At 73.9% G+C, this 16,133-nt stretch carries 15 protein-coding genes; all 15 read left to right on the forward strand.

What is annotated here, in order from left to right; translation table 11 throughout:
• The first annotated feature begins 35 nt into the window (after positions 1-35).
• The 15 genes from GA0070621_RS03965 (at position 36) to efp (ending at position 16,121) form a co-directional block, all read left to right on the forward strand.
• Positions 36-1,538, forward strand: a complete 1,503-nt coding sequence (locus GA0070621_RS03965) for a replication-associated recombination protein A (protein ID WP_091191670.1) — start codon at positions 36-38, stop codon at positions 1,536-1,538.
• Between the two features lie 2,534 nt (positions 1,539-4,072).
• Positions 4,073-4,690, forward strand: a complete 618-nt coding sequence (locus GA0070621_RS30295; RefSeq protein ID WP_091201975.1) for a hypothetical protein — start codon at positions 4,073-4,075, stop codon at positions 4,688-4,690.
• 150 nt (positions 4,691-4,840) lie between these two features.
• Complete coding sequence (locus GA0070621_RS03980) at positions 4,841-5,302, forward strand: DUF948 domain-containing protein (protein ID WP_091191674.1); 462 nt, start codon at positions 4,841-4,843, stop codon at positions 5,300-5,302.
• Between the two features lie 24 nt (positions 5,303-5,326).
• Complete coding sequence (locus GA0070621_RS03985) at positions 5,327-5,632, forward strand: hypothetical protein (protein ID WP_091191675.1); 306 nt, start codon at positions 5,327-5,329, stop codon at positions 5,630-5,632.
• Complete coding sequence (gene alaS, locus GA0070621_RS03990; protein ID WP_091191677.1) at positions 5,629-8,307, forward strand: alanine--tRNA ligase; 2,679 nt, start codon at positions 5,629-5,631, stop codon at positions 8,305-8,307. Before GA0070621_RS03985 ends, alaS begins: the two co-directional genes overlap by 4 nt.
• A gap of 75 nt (positions 8,308-8,382) precedes the next feature.
• On the forward strand, positions 8,383-8,844 hold the full coding sequence (gene ruvX, locus GA0070621_RS03995) for a Holliday junction resolvase RuvX (RefSeq protein WP_091191678.1): 462 nt from the start codon (positions 8,383-8,385) through the stop codon (positions 8,842-8,844).
• Complete coding sequence (mltG, locus tag GA0070621_RS04000) at positions 8,841-10,064, forward strand: endolytic transglycosylase MltG (RefSeq protein WP_091191680.1); 1,224 nt, start codon at positions 8,841-8,843, stop codon at positions 10,062-10,064. The genes ruvX and mltG overlap by 4 nt, the downstream gene beginning before the upstream one ends.
• The gene (locus GA0070621_RS04005) at positions 10,061-10,873 is read left to right on the forward strand and encodes a shikimate dehydrogenase (RefSeq protein ID WP_091191681.1); all 813 of its coding nucleotides are present in this window, start codon (positions 10,061-10,063) and stop codon (positions 10,871-10,873) included. The genes mltG and GA0070621_RS04005 overlap by 4 nt, the downstream gene beginning before the upstream one ends.
• 71 nt (positions 10,874-10,944) lie before the next feature.
• A complete protein-coding gene (gene aroC / locus GA0070621_RS04010; protein ID WP_091191683.1) occupies positions 10,945-12,123 on the forward strand; it encodes a chorismate synthase in 1,179 nt (392 codons plus the stop codon).
• On the forward strand, positions 12,120-12,629 hold the full coding sequence (locus GA0070621_RS04015) for a shikimate kinase (RefSeq protein WP_091191684.1): 510 nt from the start codon (positions 12,120-12,122) through the stop codon (positions 12,627-12,629). The genes aroC and GA0070621_RS04015 overlap by 4 nt, the downstream gene beginning before the upstream one ends.
• An 80-nt stretch (positions 12,630-12,709) precedes the next feature.
• Complete coding sequence (locus GA0070621_RS04020; protein ID WP_091191686.1) at positions 12,710-13,495, forward strand: helix-turn-helix domain-containing protein; 786 nt, start codon at positions 12,710-12,712, stop codon at positions 13,493-13,495.
• On the forward strand, positions 13,492-13,686 hold the full coding sequence (locus GA0070621_RS04025; protein ID WP_167666569.1) for a DUF397 domain-containing protein: 195 nt from the start codon (positions 13,492-13,494) through the stop codon (positions 13,684-13,686). The genes GA0070621_RS04020 and GA0070621_RS04025 overlap by 4 nt, the downstream gene beginning before the upstream one ends.
• Positions 13,687-13,907: 221 nt before the next feature.
• Complete coding sequence (gene aroB, locus GA0070621_RS04030) at positions 13,908-14,984, forward strand: 3-dehydroquinate synthase (RefSeq protein WP_091191687.1); 1,077 nt, start codon at positions 13,908-13,910, stop codon at positions 14,982-14,984.
• Entirely contained in the window at positions 14,981-15,436 is a 456-nt protein-coding gene (gene aroQ / locus GA0070621_RS04035; RefSeq protein WP_091191688.1) for a type II 3-dehydroquinate dehydratase, read from the forward strand. The genes aroB and aroQ overlap by 4 nt, the downstream gene beginning before the upstream one ends.
• A 127-nt stretch (positions 15,437-15,563) precedes the next feature.
• On the forward strand, positions 15,564-16,121 hold the full coding sequence (gene efp / locus GA0070621_RS04040; RefSeq protein ID WP_073835258.1) for an elongation factor P: 558 nt from the start codon (positions 15,564-15,566) through the stop codon (positions 16,119-16,121).
• Positions 16,122-16,133: the final 12 nt, after the last annotated feature.

Here is a 16,133-nt window from a genome sequence, read left to right on the forward strand (position 1 = left end):
CGGCGTCGTCGGCCCGGCCCGGTACTGTTCTCGTGATGCAGTCCGACGCCCTCTTCACCCTCGGCGAGCCCGGCGGAGCGCCCAGCGCCCCCGCGGGCTCCGCCGGCCTGGACGGGTTCACCGCCGCGCACGCGGACTCGCCCCTGCCCGTCCGGATGCGGCCGGCGAGCATCGACGAGCTCGTCGGGCAGGACCACCTGCTCGCCCCCGGCGCGCCGCTGCGCCAGCTGGTCGAGGGTGCGGCGCCGATGTCGGTGATCCTCTGGGGGCCACCGGGCAGCGGCAAGACGACCATCGCGCACCTGGTGGCCCGGGCCACCGACCGCCGCTTCGTGGCGATGTCCGCGCTGACGGCCGGCGTGAAGGACGTCCGCGCGGTGATCGACACCGCCCGCCGGCAGCGGCGTGCGGGCGGCCCGCCGACCGTGCTCTTCATCGACGAGGTGCACCGGTTCAGCAAGACCCAGCAGGACTCGCTGCTCGCCGCGGTGGAGGACCGGACGGTCACGCTGCTCGCGGCGACCACCGAGAATCCGTACTTCTCGGTCATCTCGCCGCTGCTGTCCCGCTGCGTGCTGCTCACCCTCCAGGCGCTGGACGACGACGCGGTGCGTGGCCTGCTGCGCCGCGCGGTCGCCGACGAGCGCGGGCTGGGCGACGCGCTTGCCCTGGAGACCGGGGCGGAGGACCATCTCGTCCGCCTCGCCGGCGGCGACGTACGCAAGGCACTGACCGCCCTGGAGGCGGCGGCCGCCACCGCCACCGCGCTCGGCACCGGGCGCATCGACCTGGCCACCGCCGAGCAGGCCGTCGACGTCGCGGCCGTCCGGTACGACCGGGACGGCGACGCCCACTACGACGTGACCAGCGCGTTCATCAAGAGCATGCGCGGCTCGGACGTGGACGCGGCGCTGCACTGGCTGGCCCGCATGCTGGTGGCCGGTGAGGACGCCCGGTTCGTCGCCCGGCGGCTGGTCATCTTCGCCAGCGAGGACGTCGGCATGGCCGATCCCGTCGCGCTCACCGTCGCCACCGCCGCCGCGCACGCCGTCGAGTACGTCGGGCTGCCCGAGGCCCAGCTCAACCTGGCCCAGGCGGTGATCCACCTGGCTACCGCCCCGAAGTCCAACTCGGCCACCACGGCGATCGGCGCGGCCATCGCCGACGTGCGCGCCGGCCGGGGCGGGCCGGTGCCGCGGGCCCTGCGCGACGCCCACTACGCCGGCGCCCGTGGTCTCGGGCACGGCACCGGCTACCGCTACCCGCACGACGACCACCGTGGCGTGGTGACCCAGCAGTACGCTCCGGACGATCTCGTCGGGACCGACTACTACCGGCCCAGCGGCCACGGCGCGGAACGCGCGGTGGCCGGCCGGCTGCCGCTGCTGCGCCGGATCGTGCGCGGGCTGCCGGCACCGGCGGTCCGCGAGGAGGCCGGCACACCGGTGGCCGTGCCCGCCGGTCGTCCGGCCGGCGCGGAGCAGGGCAACGGGGTGAACGAGGGCGGCGACGACGCCGTCGAGGAGGGTCAGCAGTGATGGCGCGTGGTCCGGAGCGGCCGGAGGACGGCCCCGACGAGCGGCACGACCGGAGCGCCAAGGGCCGCCGGTGGGGGCGGGGCAGAGCCGAGGCCGAGCCGGACGAGGCGACCGTCGGCGAGGAGTTCGGCTGGATCGACGACCTGCGTACGGCCAAGCAGCAGCGCGCCGACCTCGGCCCGGACGCCGACGGCCCCGCCGCCGCCCCGCCGCCGCGTGGCGGTCCGCCCGCCGCCGGTCCGGGGCCGCGATCGGGCCCGCCCGCCCCCGTGCCGCCGCGCGGCCCCCAGCCCGGTCAGCCCGGTCCGGTGCCCGGTCAGCCGGGTCCGGTCGGGCCGGGTGCCCGGCGCGGTCCGGCCGACGCCGGACCGGCATCGCCCCCGGTACGCCCCAACGGGCCCGATCCGGCGGCGGCCCGCCGCCGCCCGGTCGACGGGCCCTGGCCCGGTACGCCCGAGCCGCCCCGGCAACCCGGCGAGCCGTCCCGGCCGCCACGCCGGGGCCCGGACGCGCCCACCGGGCAGCAGAGCCTTCTTCCACCGGCCGCCGGTCGGCCGGGCGACGCGCCTCGGGTGGCCCCGCCCGGATCGGCCCCGCCGCCGGGATCGGCGCCGGATCGTGCCCGGGGCGGGCAGGTGCCCGGGCCCGGCTGGCAGCCGCCCGGTCCCGCCGTGCCACCCACTCCGCGCGGCCGGCACGGCAGCGGCGGAGCGCCCACCGGCCCGTACGCCGAGGGGGCAGCCCCGGCCGGACGACCCGGGTCGGGTGGCGGCCGGCGGTCCGTGCCCGACGAGGTCGAGGCGCGCCCGGTCTCCGGGGCCGGCCGGCGGGCCGCCGCCGAGCCCGCTGCCGGCCGGGTCACCGTGCCGTCGGCATCCGGCGCGGCCGGTCCGCCCGGTGCCGGCCACCCCGGCGTCGACCCGGTGACCGGCGTCCCGGGTCCGGGCGCCCCCGAGCCCCGGCGCCGCCGCGGCGCCGCGGAGCCCGGCCCCTCCGCCGGCCCGTCCGGGATGGACGGTCCCGCCGGGCCGGGCGGTCGACGCCGGGCCGGCGAGCCCGACCAGCCGGCGGCGGTGCCGCGCAGCGGGAACGCCCCGCCGGTCCCGGGTGTCCCGTCCGACGCGTCCCCCGGCCGTCGGGTGGAGGGCCCGGGCATGCCGACGGCGCGGCGCGCCACCCCCGATGCTCCGGCCGGTCGCCGCGCCGCTCCGGACGACGCCGCGACGTCGACCGGTCGCCCGGCTGGTCGCGACGGGGCGGTGCCGGCCGGCCGCCGGGCGGCTGCCCAGGATCCGGGTGCGCGGGGTGGCCGCCGGGCCGCGCCCGACGACGAACCGACCGCGGCCGGCCGCCGAGCCGTCCCCGACGACGAACCGACCGCAGCCGGCCGCCGAGCCGTCCCCGACGACGAACCGACCGCGGCCGGTCGTCGGGCCGTCCCAGAGGCGCCGGGCGCGCGGCGGTCCGCCGGCGAGGCGCCGCAGACCCCGGGCCCGCGCCGCGCGGCCCGCGAGGAGACCGAGGACGCGCGACCGCAACGCCCCGAGCGACCGGCCGACTGGCTCCGGCAGGCCGGGCGGGCCCCCCACGGCGACCCGGCCGTGCCACCGGCCCGTCCCACCGACACTCCGGTCGGCGAGCCGCCGGCCGGACGACCTGGCGCTTCCGCCGGCTCCGGCCGTGCCCCGGCCGCCCGAGGCGGCGCGGCCGTGCCGGTGACGCCCGACCAGGCCGGACCCGCCCGGGACGCCGCACGTCCCGCCGGACCGCCCGGCCGCCCCGCCGGCCCTGAGACGGGCAGCCGGGCCGCCGGCCGATCGGCCGGCGCCGACCGCACCGGCGGGCTGCCGACGGCCGGGAATCCCGGCCGCGTGGGTGGCCCGCCGCCCGGCGGAGGCCGGGCCGGCGGGCCCGGGTCCGCCGGCGACATCGACCGCACCGGCGGCTTCCCCGCCGGGGGAGATCCCGACCGGACGGGCGGCCAGCCGCACGGCGGCGACGCCGGGCGGGACCCGGCGTCGACCCGGGGCGGCCGTCCCGGGCCGGCCCCTGGCCAGCCCGGCCGGCCCGGCCCGGGCGTCGGTGACGCACGCGGCACCGGCCCGGCCCGGGGCGCCGCCCGGCCCGGCCCGGACGGCCCCGTCCCACGTCCGGGCGGAGACGACGGGCGCGGTCCGCAAGCCGGCGGCGAGCCCACCGCGCGAACCGGGGCGGCCGGCGGTCCGGCAGTGGCCCGGGCGGCTGCCTCCGTGGCCCGCCCCGGTGGGCCCGAGGAACGGCCGGCCGGCCGGGCGGTCCCGCCCGGGGCGGAGCCGGGCCGGCCCGGACCGGTCGGCGCGGCCGCCGTACCCCCGCCCGGCGAGCCGGCGGTGGCCCGGGCCGCCGCGGTCGTACCGCCGATGGAACCGGCCGGGCCGCGACCCGGACCGGCCGACGTGGCCGGACCGGCGCCGCTGCGGGCCGAGGCGCAGTCGGCGCAGGCCGGTGCCGCAGCCGGTGGCCTGCGCGGCGCCCGCTCCGAACTACGGCGGCAGATGCGCGAACGGCGGCGGCTGCGGTTGGGCGTCCTCGCCCTGGTCAGCCTGGTGCTGCTCGGCGCGGTTCCGCTCTACTTCGGGTTGCGCACGCTCAGCCACGACCCGGTCTTCGACACCCTCGACGGGCTGGACGTGCCCGCCTGGGCGGCGACGAAGACCGTCGACCACGTCAGCGGCAGCCGATGGTGCCTCCAGGACTGCCGGCTGCGGGAGCGGACCGTCGAGTCCCAGCGGACGCCGAAGGAGACCGCGCAGGCGTACGAGCAGGCCCTCGCCCAGGACGGCTGGCAGCGCTGGAAGGTCGCCCGCTGCCCGGAGCAGGAGGTCAAGGGCAGCTACACCTGCTGGCGTCGCGACGAACTCACCCTCGACCTCTGGGTACGCGAGCCCGCCTGCACACCGCCGCCGGTGGACGGGGAACCGGCTCCCACGCCGGCGCCCTCGCCCGCAGCGGGAGAGTGCGCCGGATCGTTGGTGTCGGTGAAGGTCCGCAACGCTATCGACGACGAGCGGACCGGGCCACAGCCGACCACCGATCCGTCCCTCACCGGTGTGGATCCGTACCCGACCCTCACCGACGATCCACTCGGCGAATTGACACCCTCACCGTCGTGAGCAGCGCTCCATCACGGACGGTAGGGTCTGTGGCTGGCGGGCCGGTCCGTGCCCGCCGGCCGCGGTGCGCCGGTGTGGGGCCGAGCGGGTGCGACGGTCGCGCATTCCGGGGCGCGGGGCCTCGGGACACTGCTTGAGGAGGACATGCGCGTGAGTGGTGGAGAGATCGCTGGGCTGATCCTGGCCGGCGCATTCCTGATGCTGGTGCTCGTGCTGGCGGTGCCGATCCTGCGACTGCGGCACACGGTGGACGCGACGACCCGCATGATCAACGACCTCAACGACCGCACCGCGCCGCTGCTCGGTGACGTCAACACCACGGTGAAGAACGTCAACACCGCCCTGGAGCAGACGCAGACCACCCTCGACGGGGTGAACCTCCAGCTCGCCAAGGTGGACACCATGACCAGCCACGCGCAGAACGTCACCGCGAACGTGGCGAACCTCGCCGCGGTGATCTCGGCCGCCGCCGCGAATCCGCTGGTCAAGGTGGCTGCCTTCGGCTACGGCGTACGCAAGGCCGCCGCCGCCCGCCGGCACGCGGAGGACGAGCGGGAGGCCCGCGACATCATCAAGCAGCGGCGTCGCGCCGAGAAGCGCGCGAACCGGTGATCCGGCCGAGCGGAGGGATGTGAGATGAAGCGCGTGTTCTGGCTGGGCATTGGCCTGGCCGTGGGGGTGCTGGTGGTCCGCAAGGCCACCCGCACCGCGCAGGCGTACACGCCGGCGGGCATCGCGAGCGGGCTGTCCGAGTCCGCGGGCAGCCTCGTCGAGTCGGTCCGCAGCTTCGTCGAGGACGTCCGGACCGGGATGGCCGAGCGCGAGCAGGAGATCCACGAGGCCTTCGCCCACGGCGAGTTGTACGACGACCAGTTCGCCGAGCTGCGGGAGGACCCGCGGATCGGCGACCGAGAGATTTTCCCGGAGGAACACCAGCGATGAAGACGGCGGAGATCAAGCGGCGGTACCTCGCCCATTTCGAGGCGAACGGCCATGCCGTGGTGCCGTCCGCTCCGCTGCCCGCCATCAGCGACCCGAACCTGCTGTTCGTCAACGCCGGCATGGTGCAGTTCGTCCCCTACTTCCTGGGCCAGCAGACCCCGCCCTACCCCCGCGCGGTCAGTGTCCAGAAGTGCATCCGCACCCCGGACATCGACGAGGTCGGCAAGACCAGCCGACACGGCACGTTCTTCCAGATGAACGGCAACTTCTCCTTCGGCGACTACTTCAAGGAGCGGGCGATCCCGCTCGCCTGGGACCTGGCCACCAAGCCGGTCGAGGCGGGCGGCTTCGGGCTCGACCCGGAGCGGATCTGGGCGACGGTCTACCTCGACGACGACGAGGCGTACGAGATCTGGCGGCGTACCGGCGTGCCGGTCGAGCGGATCGTGCGGCGTGGCAAGGCGGACAACTTCTGGTCGATGGGCATCCCCGGCCCGTGTGGTCCCTGCTCGGAGCTCTACTACGACCGGGGCCCGGCCTACGGGCGTGAGGGTGGCCCGGAGGTGGACGAGGACCGCTACCTGGAGTTCTGGAACCTCGTCTTCATGCAGTTCGAGCGGGGTCCCGGCGTCGGCAAGGAGGACTTCCCGATCCTCGGCGACCTGCCGGCGAAGAACATCGACACCGGCATGGGCCTGGAGCGGATGTCCTCGATCCTCCAGGGCGTCGACAACCTCTACGAGATCGACGAGGTCAAGCCGATCCTGGACCGGGCCGCCGAGCTGACCGGCAAGCGGTACGGCGTGCGCTCCGGCCACGCGGCCAGCGAGTCGCACCCGGACGACGTCCGGCTGCGGGTGATCGCCGACCACGTGCGTACCGCGCTGATGCTGATCGGTGACGGGGTGACCCCGTCGAACGAGGGCCGCGGCTACGTGCTGCGCCGGATCATGCGCCGCGCCATCCGGTCGGTCCGCCTCCTCGGCTACCAGGACCGGGCGCTGCCCGAGCTGCTGCCGGTGGCCCGGGACTGCATGGCCCCGTCGTACCCGGAGCTGGCCGAGGAGTTCGGCCGGATCTCCCAGTACGCGTACGCGGAGGAGGACGCCTTCCTCGCCACGCTGCGCGCTGGCACCACGATCCTGGACACCGCCATCGCCGAGACCAAGTCGGCGGGGCAGAAGTCGATCTCCGGTGACAAGGCGTTCCAGCTGCACGACACGTACGGCTTCCCGATCGACCTGACCCTGGAGATCGCGGCCGAGCAGGGGCTCCAGGTCGACGCGGACGGTTTCCGCCGGCTGATGGCCGACCAGCGCGGCCGGGCCAAGGCGGACGCGCAGGCGCGCAAGACCGGCCACACCGACGTGTCGGCGTACCGGTCGGTGCTCGACGGCGGCGGGCCGGTGGAGTTCACCGGCTACACCGAGCTGAACCGGGAGTCCCGGGTGCGGGCCCTGCTCGCCGGCGGTGCCGAGGTCGGCGCGGCGGTCGAGGGGGACACCGTCGAGCTGGTGCTCGACACCACCCCGTTCTACGCCGAGGGCGGCGGCCAGCAGCCGGACCAGGGCCTGATCACGGTCGGCGGCGGCCAGCTCGAGGTCTTCGACGTGCAGCAGCCGGTGCCGGGCCTGATCGTGCACCGGGCCAAGGTGGTCCGGGGCGAGGTGCGCGCCGGGGAGACCGGGTACGCCGAGATCGACGTGTCCCGGCGGCGGGCGATCTCCCGCTCGCACACCGCCACCCACCTGGTGCACCAGACCATGCGCAACTTCCTCGGCGAGTCGGCCACCCAGGCGGGTTCGCTGAACGCGCCGGGCCGGCTGCGGTTCGACTTCAACACCCCGACCGGGGTGGCGCCGAGCGTGCTGCACGACGTGGAGCAGCAGGTCAACGAGGTGCTCCTGGCCGACCTGGAGGTGCACGCCTTCGTCACCACGCAGGAGGAGGCCCGCCGGATCGGGGCGATGGCGCTCTTCGGCGAGAAGTACGGCGAGCGGGTCCGGGTCGTCGAGGTCGGCGACTACGCCCGGGAGCTGTGCGGCGGCACGCACGTGGCCCGTTCGGCCCAGCTCGGCCTGGTCAAGATCCTCTCTGAGGCGTCGGTCGGTTCCGGTGTCCGCCGGATCGAGGCGCTGGTGGGCATGGACGCGTTCGGCTTCCTGGCCCGCGAGCACCTGCTGGTCTCCCGGCTCGCCGAGCTGTTCCGGGTCCCCGGCGACCAGGTCGCCGACCGTGTCGAGCAGGCCGTCACCCAGCTCCGCGACGCCGAGAAGGAACTGGAGAAGCTGCGCGCCCAGCTGGTGCTGGGCGGGGCGGCGGCGCTCGCCGGGCAGGCGAAGGACGTGCACGGCGTCGCGTACGTCGGCACGGAGGCGCCCGAGGGCGCGGCCACCAACGACGTACGGACCCTGGCCCAGGAGATCCGGGGCCGGATCGACCCGGCCCGTCCGGCGGTGGTCGCCGTGGCCGCCCGCGCGAACGGCAAGGCGTCCCTGGTGGTGGCCGTCAACCAGGCCGCCCGGGGGCGGGGCCTGACCGCGAAGGACCTGGTGAAGGCGGCCTTCTCCGGTCGTGGCGGCGGCAGTGACGACCTCGCCCAGGGCGGTGGCCTGCCCGCCGCGGAGGCGTCGAACCTGCTGCTCACCGTGGAGAAGGCGATCGCCGAGGCGTGATGGACGCACCGATCGAGGGCCAGGGCGGACCGGATGGTCCGCCCTGGCCCGTGCCGGAGGGGAAGTGCCCGGTAGATGGCTGAACTGACCCGTGGCGTACGGCTTGGGGTCGATGTCGGGCAGGTCCGGGTCGGGGTCGCCCGGTCCGATCCGCACGGCATCCTGGCGACCCCGCTGGTGACCCTCGCCCGTGACCTGACCGCTGCGCCGGATACGGTGCCCACCGACATGGCCGAGCTGGTCCGGCTGGCCGCCGAGCACGAGGCGGTCGAGATCGTGCTCGGCCTGCCGGTCAACCTCGCCGGAAAGCATGGCCCGGCGGCGGCGAACGTCTCAGCGTACGCTGACCGATTGGCTGATGTAATGGGGCCGATTCCGGTGACGCTGACGGACGAGAGGATGTCGACCGTGGTTGCGAGCCGTAGGCTGGCCGAACGGGGCGTCCGGGGAAAGCGCCAACGGGCGGTGGTCGACCAGGCCGCCGCGGTGGAGATTCTGCAGAGCTGGCTGGACGCACAGCGGAGGCGGACGCAATGATCGACGACCTTGACCTGGTGTTCGATGAGCAGGACAGGGGGGAGAAGGGCCGGCACCGGCGCAGCGCCGTGCGTAAGCGCAACGGCAGGTCGGGCGGCGGCCGGGGCAAGACCGTCTTCGCTCTCCTGATGGCGCTCGTGCTGCTGGGTGGCATCGGCGGCGGCGCGTACGTCGGGTTCGACCGGATCCGTAACTACTTCGTCACGCCGGACTACGACGGTCCGGGTTCGGGCGAGGTTCTGGTCCAGGTAAAGAAGGGCGACACGCTCACCGACATCGGTAACACGCTGTACGACGTCGGGGTCGTGAAGAGCACCAAGGCGTTCATCGAGGCCGCCGACGCGAACTCCCGCAGCAAGAACATCCAGGTCGGCAGCTACAAGGTCCGCAAGCAGATGAAGGCCGCCGATGTGGTCAACCTGCTGCTCGACCCGAAGAGCCGAGTGGTCAACGGGGTGACCATCCCCGAGGGCACCATCAGCTTGAACATCTACGCGATCCTCTCCAAGGAGACCAAGATCCCGGTCGCCGACTTCAAGAAGGCCGCAGCGGATCCGGTCAAGCTGGGCGTTCCGGCGTTCTGGTTCAATCGCAACGACGGCAAGAAGAACCCGACGAAGAGCATCGAGGGCTTCCTCTACCCGGCGACCTACGAGATCCCGCCGAAGGCGACCGCCGAGCAGATCCTGTCGATGATGGTGCGGCAGTTCCTTGAGGTCACCGACCAGATGGACTTCGTCAACCGGGTGCAGAAGGAACGGAAGATCTCCCCGTACGAGGCGCTGATCGCCGCCTCCATCGCCGAGGCCGAGTCGGTCCACAAGGAGGACCTGCCGAAGGTGTCCAGGGTGATCTACAACCGGGTCTACGCCGGCAAGATCGGCTGTGGGTGCCTCGGCATCGACAGCGGCATCAACTACTGGTTCCGCCTCCAGGGCAAGGATCCGAAGGACTCCGACGTGCTCAAGTCGTCGGAGATCCACGACCTGACGAACCCGTACAACACGCATGACGTGGCCGGCCTGCCGATTACCCCGATCAGCAACCCGGGCGAGGACGCGCTCAAGGGTGCGATGGAGCCGACGGATGGCCCCTGGATTTACTTCATGACGGTGGACAAGAAGGGCACGATGGGCTACGGCTCCAGCGATGCCGATTTCAACAAGCTGAACAAGCAGATGTGCGACAACGGTGTCCTGACCAAGTCGAATTGCAAGTGAGAGCCGCCGTCGTCGGTAAGCCGATCACCCACTCGCTCTCCCCGGTCATCCACGAGGCGGGGTACGCGGCGGCCGGGCTGACCGGGTGGTCGTACACCCGGATCGAGTGCGCGGCCGACGAGCTGGCCGGCCTGGTCGCGGGCCTGGGCCCGGAGTGGGCCGGGCTGTCGGTGACCATGCCGGGCAAGGAGGCGGCGCTCGCGGTGGCCGACGCGGTCTCGCCGGTCGCCGCCGCCGTCGGCGCCGCCAACACCCTGGTACGCCGACCCGACGGCACCTGGTACGCCGACAACACCGACGTGACCGGCATGGTCGACGTGCTCACCGCCGCCGGCTGCGCGGCGGGCGCCGTGGTGACCGTGCTCGGCGCGGGCGGCACCGCCCGGGCCGCCCTCGCCGCGGCGGCCCGGATCGGCGCGGCCGAGGTGACCGTGGTGGCCCGCCGCCCCGAGGCGGTCGACGCGCTGCGCCCGGTGGCCGACGCGGTCGGCGTGCCGCTGGCCGGCGCGGACTGGGACGGGGCGCCGGCGCACGCCCGCGCCGACCTGGTGATCTCGACGGTGCCGAAGGGGGTGGCCGACCCGCTCGCCGGGCATTTCGACTGGCGGCCGGGGTCGGTCTTCTTCGACGCGCTCTACGACCCCTGGCCCACCCCGCTCGCCACGACGGCGCTCGCCGCCGGTTGTCGGGTGGTCTCCGGGCTGGACCTGCTGCTGGCCCAGGCGGTCGGCCAGTTCGAGCAGTTCACCGGCGTCCCCGCCCCCCGCGAGGCGATGGCCGCCGCCCTCGCGGGTGCCCACGCCGCCTGACGGGGGTCCGGTGGGCGGGACGCGGTGGGCGGAGCATCGGGGCGGGTGCCGGGCGTGACAGACTGGCCGCTGTGTTGCGCTGGCTGACTGCAGGTGAATCGCACGGACCCGCCCTCGTCGCGCTGCTGGAGGGGGTGCCCGCCGGCATCGAGCTGACCACCGGGGAGATTTCCGGTGAGCTGGCTCGCCGCCGGCTCGGCTATGGCCGGGGCGCCCGGATGTCGTTCGAGCAGGACGAGGTCGAGATCATCGGCGGCCTGCGGCACGGCGTCACCCTGGGCAGCCCGGTGGCGATCCGGGTCGGCAACTCCGAGTGGCCCAAGTGGCGCACCGTGATGGCCGCCGACCCGGTCGACCCGGAGGAACTGGCCAGGCAGGCCCGCAACGCCCCGCTCACCCGCCCCCGCCCCGGCCACGCCGACCTGGCCGGCATGCAGAAGTACGGCCACACCGACGCCCGCCCGATCCTGGAGCGGGCCAGCGCCCGCGAGACGGCCGCCCGGGTCGCCGTCGGCACGGTTGCCAAGGCGCTGGTGCGGCAGGCGCTCGGCATCGAGATCGTCTCCCACGTGGTGGAGCTGGGTCCGGTCGCGGTCAAGCCCGGCCTGCGCCCGACCCCCGAGGACGCCGCCCGGATCGACGCCGACCCGCTGCGCTGCCTCGACCCGGAGGCCAGCGCCCGGATGGTCGCCGAGGTCGACGCCGCGAAGAAGGACGCCGACACCCTCGGTGGCGTGGTCGAGGTGCTCGCGTACGGGGTGCCGCCGGGCCTGGGCAGCCACGTGCAGTGGGACCGGAAGCTGGACGCCCGGCTGGCCACCGCGCTGATGTCGATCCAGGCGATCAAGGGCGTGGAGATCGGTGACGGCTGGCAGCAGGCCCGCTCCCGTGGGTCCGAGGCGCACGACGAGATCCTGCCCACCGCAACCGGCGTACGTCGGGTGACCGACCGGGCCGGGGGCCTGGAGGGCGGTATCACCACCGGCGAGCCGCTGCGGGTGAAGGCGGCGATGAAGCCGATCTCCTCGCTGAACCGGGCGCTGGCCACGGTCGACGTCGTCACCGGCGAGCCGGCCACCGCGATCAACCAGCGTTCCGACGTCTGCGCCGTGCCGGCCGCGGCCGTGGTGGCCGAGGCGATGGTGGCCCTGGTGGTGGCCGAGGCGGCGGTGGAGAAGTTCGGCGGCGACTCGGTCGCCGAGATGCGCCGCAACCTCGCCGGCTACCTCGACGCGTTGGTGATCAAATGAGCAGCCGGCCGGTCTGTGTGCTGGTCGGGGCACCCGGCTCCGGCAAGACCACGGTGGGGCTGGCCCTCGCGGACGCGCTCGGCGTGGCGTTCCGGGACACCGACGCCGACATCGAGCAGCTCGCCGGCAAGCCGATTCCGGAGATCTTCGTCGACGAGGGGGAGGCGCACTTCCGTACCCTCGAACGGGCGGCGGTGGCGGCGGCGCTGGCCTCGCATCCGGGCGTGCTCGCCCTCGGCGGTGGCGCGGTCCTCGCCGAGGAGAACCGGGCCGCGCTGGTCGGGCACACCGTCGTGCATCTGTCGGTGGAGCTGGCCGACGCGGTGAAGCGGGTCGGCCTGGGGGCCGGCCGGCCGTTGCTGGCGCTCAACCCGCGAGCCACCCTCAAATACCTGATGGAGCAGCGCCGTCCGCTCTACGCGGAGGTGGCGACGGTGACCGTGGTGACCGACGGGCGTACCCCGGAGGAGATCGCCACCGAGATCCTGGCGGTCCTCAAGCACTGACCTGCTCCCCGCGACCCACAGTGGACCGTGCCAGGGCATACTACTTAGCGCGTTCCTGTGCTTACCGACGGGGTGGGTGGATGGACTTCGACATGTGGATCCGGGCGCTCAAGGCCGCGCGGGCGAGCGCGGACGTCTCCCAGGAGCGGATGGCGAGCCTGGTCAAGTGGAGTCCGTCCACCGTCGCGGCGATCGAGACCGGCCGGCGGCGGCCGACCAGGGAATTCGCGATCGCGGCCGACGAGGCGCTGGAGACCGGTGGCCTGCTGGCCGAACTGCTGGAGGCGGCCGACCGGGAACGCTCGCCGAGCTGGTTCGCCTCGTGGCGTTCCCACGAGTCGCAAGCCGTGCGGCTGCGCGCCTTCGAACCCTGTCTGATCCCGGGCCTGCTCCAGACCGAGGAGTACGCCCGCGCGATCATCTCGGCCGGCGGCTTGAACCCGGCGGACCAGGTGGACGAACTGGTCAGCGTACGAATGGAGCGGCAGCACCTGCTGACCCGTGACAATCCGCCAGAACTCGTTGCCATCCTGGACGAGAGCACGCTGCGTCGGCCGGTCGGTGGCCCTGCGGTGCTGGATGCCCAGCTCGGGCACCTGCTGGGGATCGCCAGGCTCCCGCACGTCCGGCTCCACGTCATTCCCAACGATGTCGGCGCGCACGTCGGGCTTGCGAGCGGGTTCATTCTGGCGGACCTGCCCGGTGACGAGCAGGTGCTGTACCTGGAGACCGCCGCCCGAGGCCAGGTCGTTGACGACCCGGACGCATTGCGCCTGATTCGGCGTAAGTGGGATAGCCTGCTCGGTGAAGCTCTATCCGAGCGGGCCTCGTTGGATCTGATCACGAAGCTGAAGGTGACCCCATGATCACCACCGATCGCCCTCGTTGGCGGACGTCGACCCGGTCCGCAGATGGCGGTGGTAACTGCGTCGAGGTCGCGGACAACCTGCCGGGCCGGGTGCTGGTTCGGGACAGCAAGGACCGGCAGGGACCCGTGTTGACCTTCGGGCCCGCAGCCTGGCGCGCATTCCTCGGGTACGCCAAGGCCCGCTCGTAGTCCGGCCGCAGCGCCGGCCTGGGGAGTACACCCCTTGTCGCTCCCTTTGGACCCGATAGCGCAAACGAATCAGGCGCGCCCGGCCGAGTGCGTGATTCGTTTACGGCATCAGCTCAGGGCGCTCGGCGACATAGATGCCCGACCTGCCTTCGTCTGGTCCGGTCCCGCCACGTTGTGGACACCCGCCGCTCGGGATCGTCCGCTCGACTAGGCTGCCCGCGATGGACGACGTGACCCGGATCCCGGTCGGCGGCGAGCGGCCGTACGACGTGCTGGTGGGGCGTGACCTGCTCGACGCGCTGCCCCCGCTGCTGCCCGGCGCCTCCCGGGTGGCGGTGCTGCACACGCCGGCGCTGAAGGCGCTGGCCGACGCGCTGGGCGAACGGCTGCGCGCGGCCGGGATGGCCCCGCTGCCGATCGAGGTGCCGGACGCCGAGGCCGGCAAGCACGTCGACGTGGCCGCCGCCTGCTGGGACCGGCTCGGCGAGGCCGGGTTCACCCGTACGGACGCGGTGGTCGGCGTGGGCGGCGGCGCGGTCACCGACCTGGCCGGCTTCGTCGCGGCCTGCTGGCTGCGCGGGGTGCGCTGGGTGCCGGTGGCCACGTCCCTGCTGGGCATGGTCGACGCCGCCGTCGGCGGCAAGACCGGGATCAACACCGCGGCCGGCAAGAACCTGGTCGGCGCGTTCCATCCGCCGGTGGGGGTGCTGGCCGACCTCGCCACTCTGGACAGCCTGCCCCCGGTCGACCTGGCCGCCGGGCTGGCCGAGGTGGTCAAGTGCGGGTTCATCGCCGACCCGGTGATCCTCGATCTGGTCGAGCGGGACCCGGCCGCCGCGCTGGACCCGACCGGGCCGGTGGCCCGGGAGCTGATCGAGCGGGCGGTGCGGGTCAAGGCGGACGTGGTCGCCGGAGACCTCCGCGAGTCCGGGGTACGCGAGGTGCTCAACTACGGGCACACCCTGGCGCACGCGATCGAGAAGGTGGAGGGGTACCGCTGGCGGCACGGTCACGCCGTCGCGGTGGGTCTGGTCTACGCGGCCGCCCTGGCCCGGCTCGCCGGCCGGCTGGACCCGGCCACGGCCGAGCGGCACCGTGCCGTGCTGGGCCTGCTCGGGCTGCCCACCGGCTACCGGGCCGACGCCTGGCAGCGCCTGCTGGCCACCATGCGGGTGGACAAGAAGGCCCGGGGCAACACCCTGCGCTTCGTGGTGCTGGACGGGCTGGCCCGCCCGGCGATCCTGGAGGGCCCCTCCGACGAGCTGCTGGCGTCCGCCTACCAGGAGGTTTCCGGGTGAGGGTCTACGTGCTGAACGGGCCGAACCTGGGGCGGCTCGGCACCCGCCAGGTCGACGTGTACGGGCTGACCAGCTACGCCGACCTGGTGACGATGTGCGTCGACACCGGCCGGGAGCTGGGGCTGGACGTGGTGGTCCGGCAGACCGACGCCGAGCACGAGCTGCTGGGGTGGCTGCACGAGGCGGCCGACGAGGGCGCGGCGGTGGTGCTCAACCCGGCCGCCTGGTCGCACTACTCGATCGCGGTCCGGGACGCCTGTGCCCTGCTCCGCGCACCCCTGGTCGAGGTGCACATCTCCAACATCCACGCCCGGGAGGAGTTCCGGCACCACTCGGTGGTCTCCGCGGTGGCGACCGGGGTGATCTGCGGCCTGGGCGTGGACGGCTACCGGCTGGCCCTGCGCCACCTGGCCGCCCGGCCGGCTCCCGAGGCGCCTGACCGCTCTGCGTGATGTTCGGCACGTTTTCGGCCGGTTCGGCCGGTCGGCCGCCGGGTGGGGCGTGCAGCGCGGCGGAGCGGGTTCGACGCAGCGAGTAGAATTCCTGGGTCTGTCCGCCAATTGATGATCAAGGCAGGAAATGGCCACCACCAACGACCTCAAGAACGGCCTGGTGCTCAACCTCGACGGCGAGCTGTGGGCCGTCGTCGAGTTCCAACACGTCAAGCCCGGTAAGGGCGGCGCGTTCGTGCGCACCACGCTGAAGAACGTGCTGTCCGGCAAGGTGGTCGACAAGACCTTCAACGCGGGCACCAAGGTTGACACCGCGACCGTGGACAAGCGCACCATGCAGTACCTGTACGCCGACGGCGAGGACTACGTCTTCATGGATCTGGAGACGTTCGACCAGATCACCGTGCCCGGCGGGACCGTCGGCGAGGCGGCCAACTACCTCCTCCCCGAGGCCGAGGCGACCGTCGCCACCCACGAGGGTGTGCCGCTCTACATCGAGCTGCCGACCTCCGTCGTGCTGGAGATCACCTACACCGAGCCGGGTCTGCAGGGCGACCGGTCGACCGGCGGCAACAAGCCGGCCACCGTCGAGACCGGCGCGACCGTCCAGGTGCCGCTCTTCATCACCACCGGCGAGAAGATCAAGGTCGACACCCGCGACGGCCGTTACCTCGGCCGCGCCTGATGGCCGAGGGTC

The sequence above is a fragment of the Micromonospora narathiwatensis genome (assembly GCF_900089605.1).
In the GTDB taxonomy this organism is placed as follows: Bacteria; Actinomycetota; Actinomycetes; order Mycobacteriales; family Micromonosporaceae; genus Micromonospora; species Micromonospora narathiwatensis.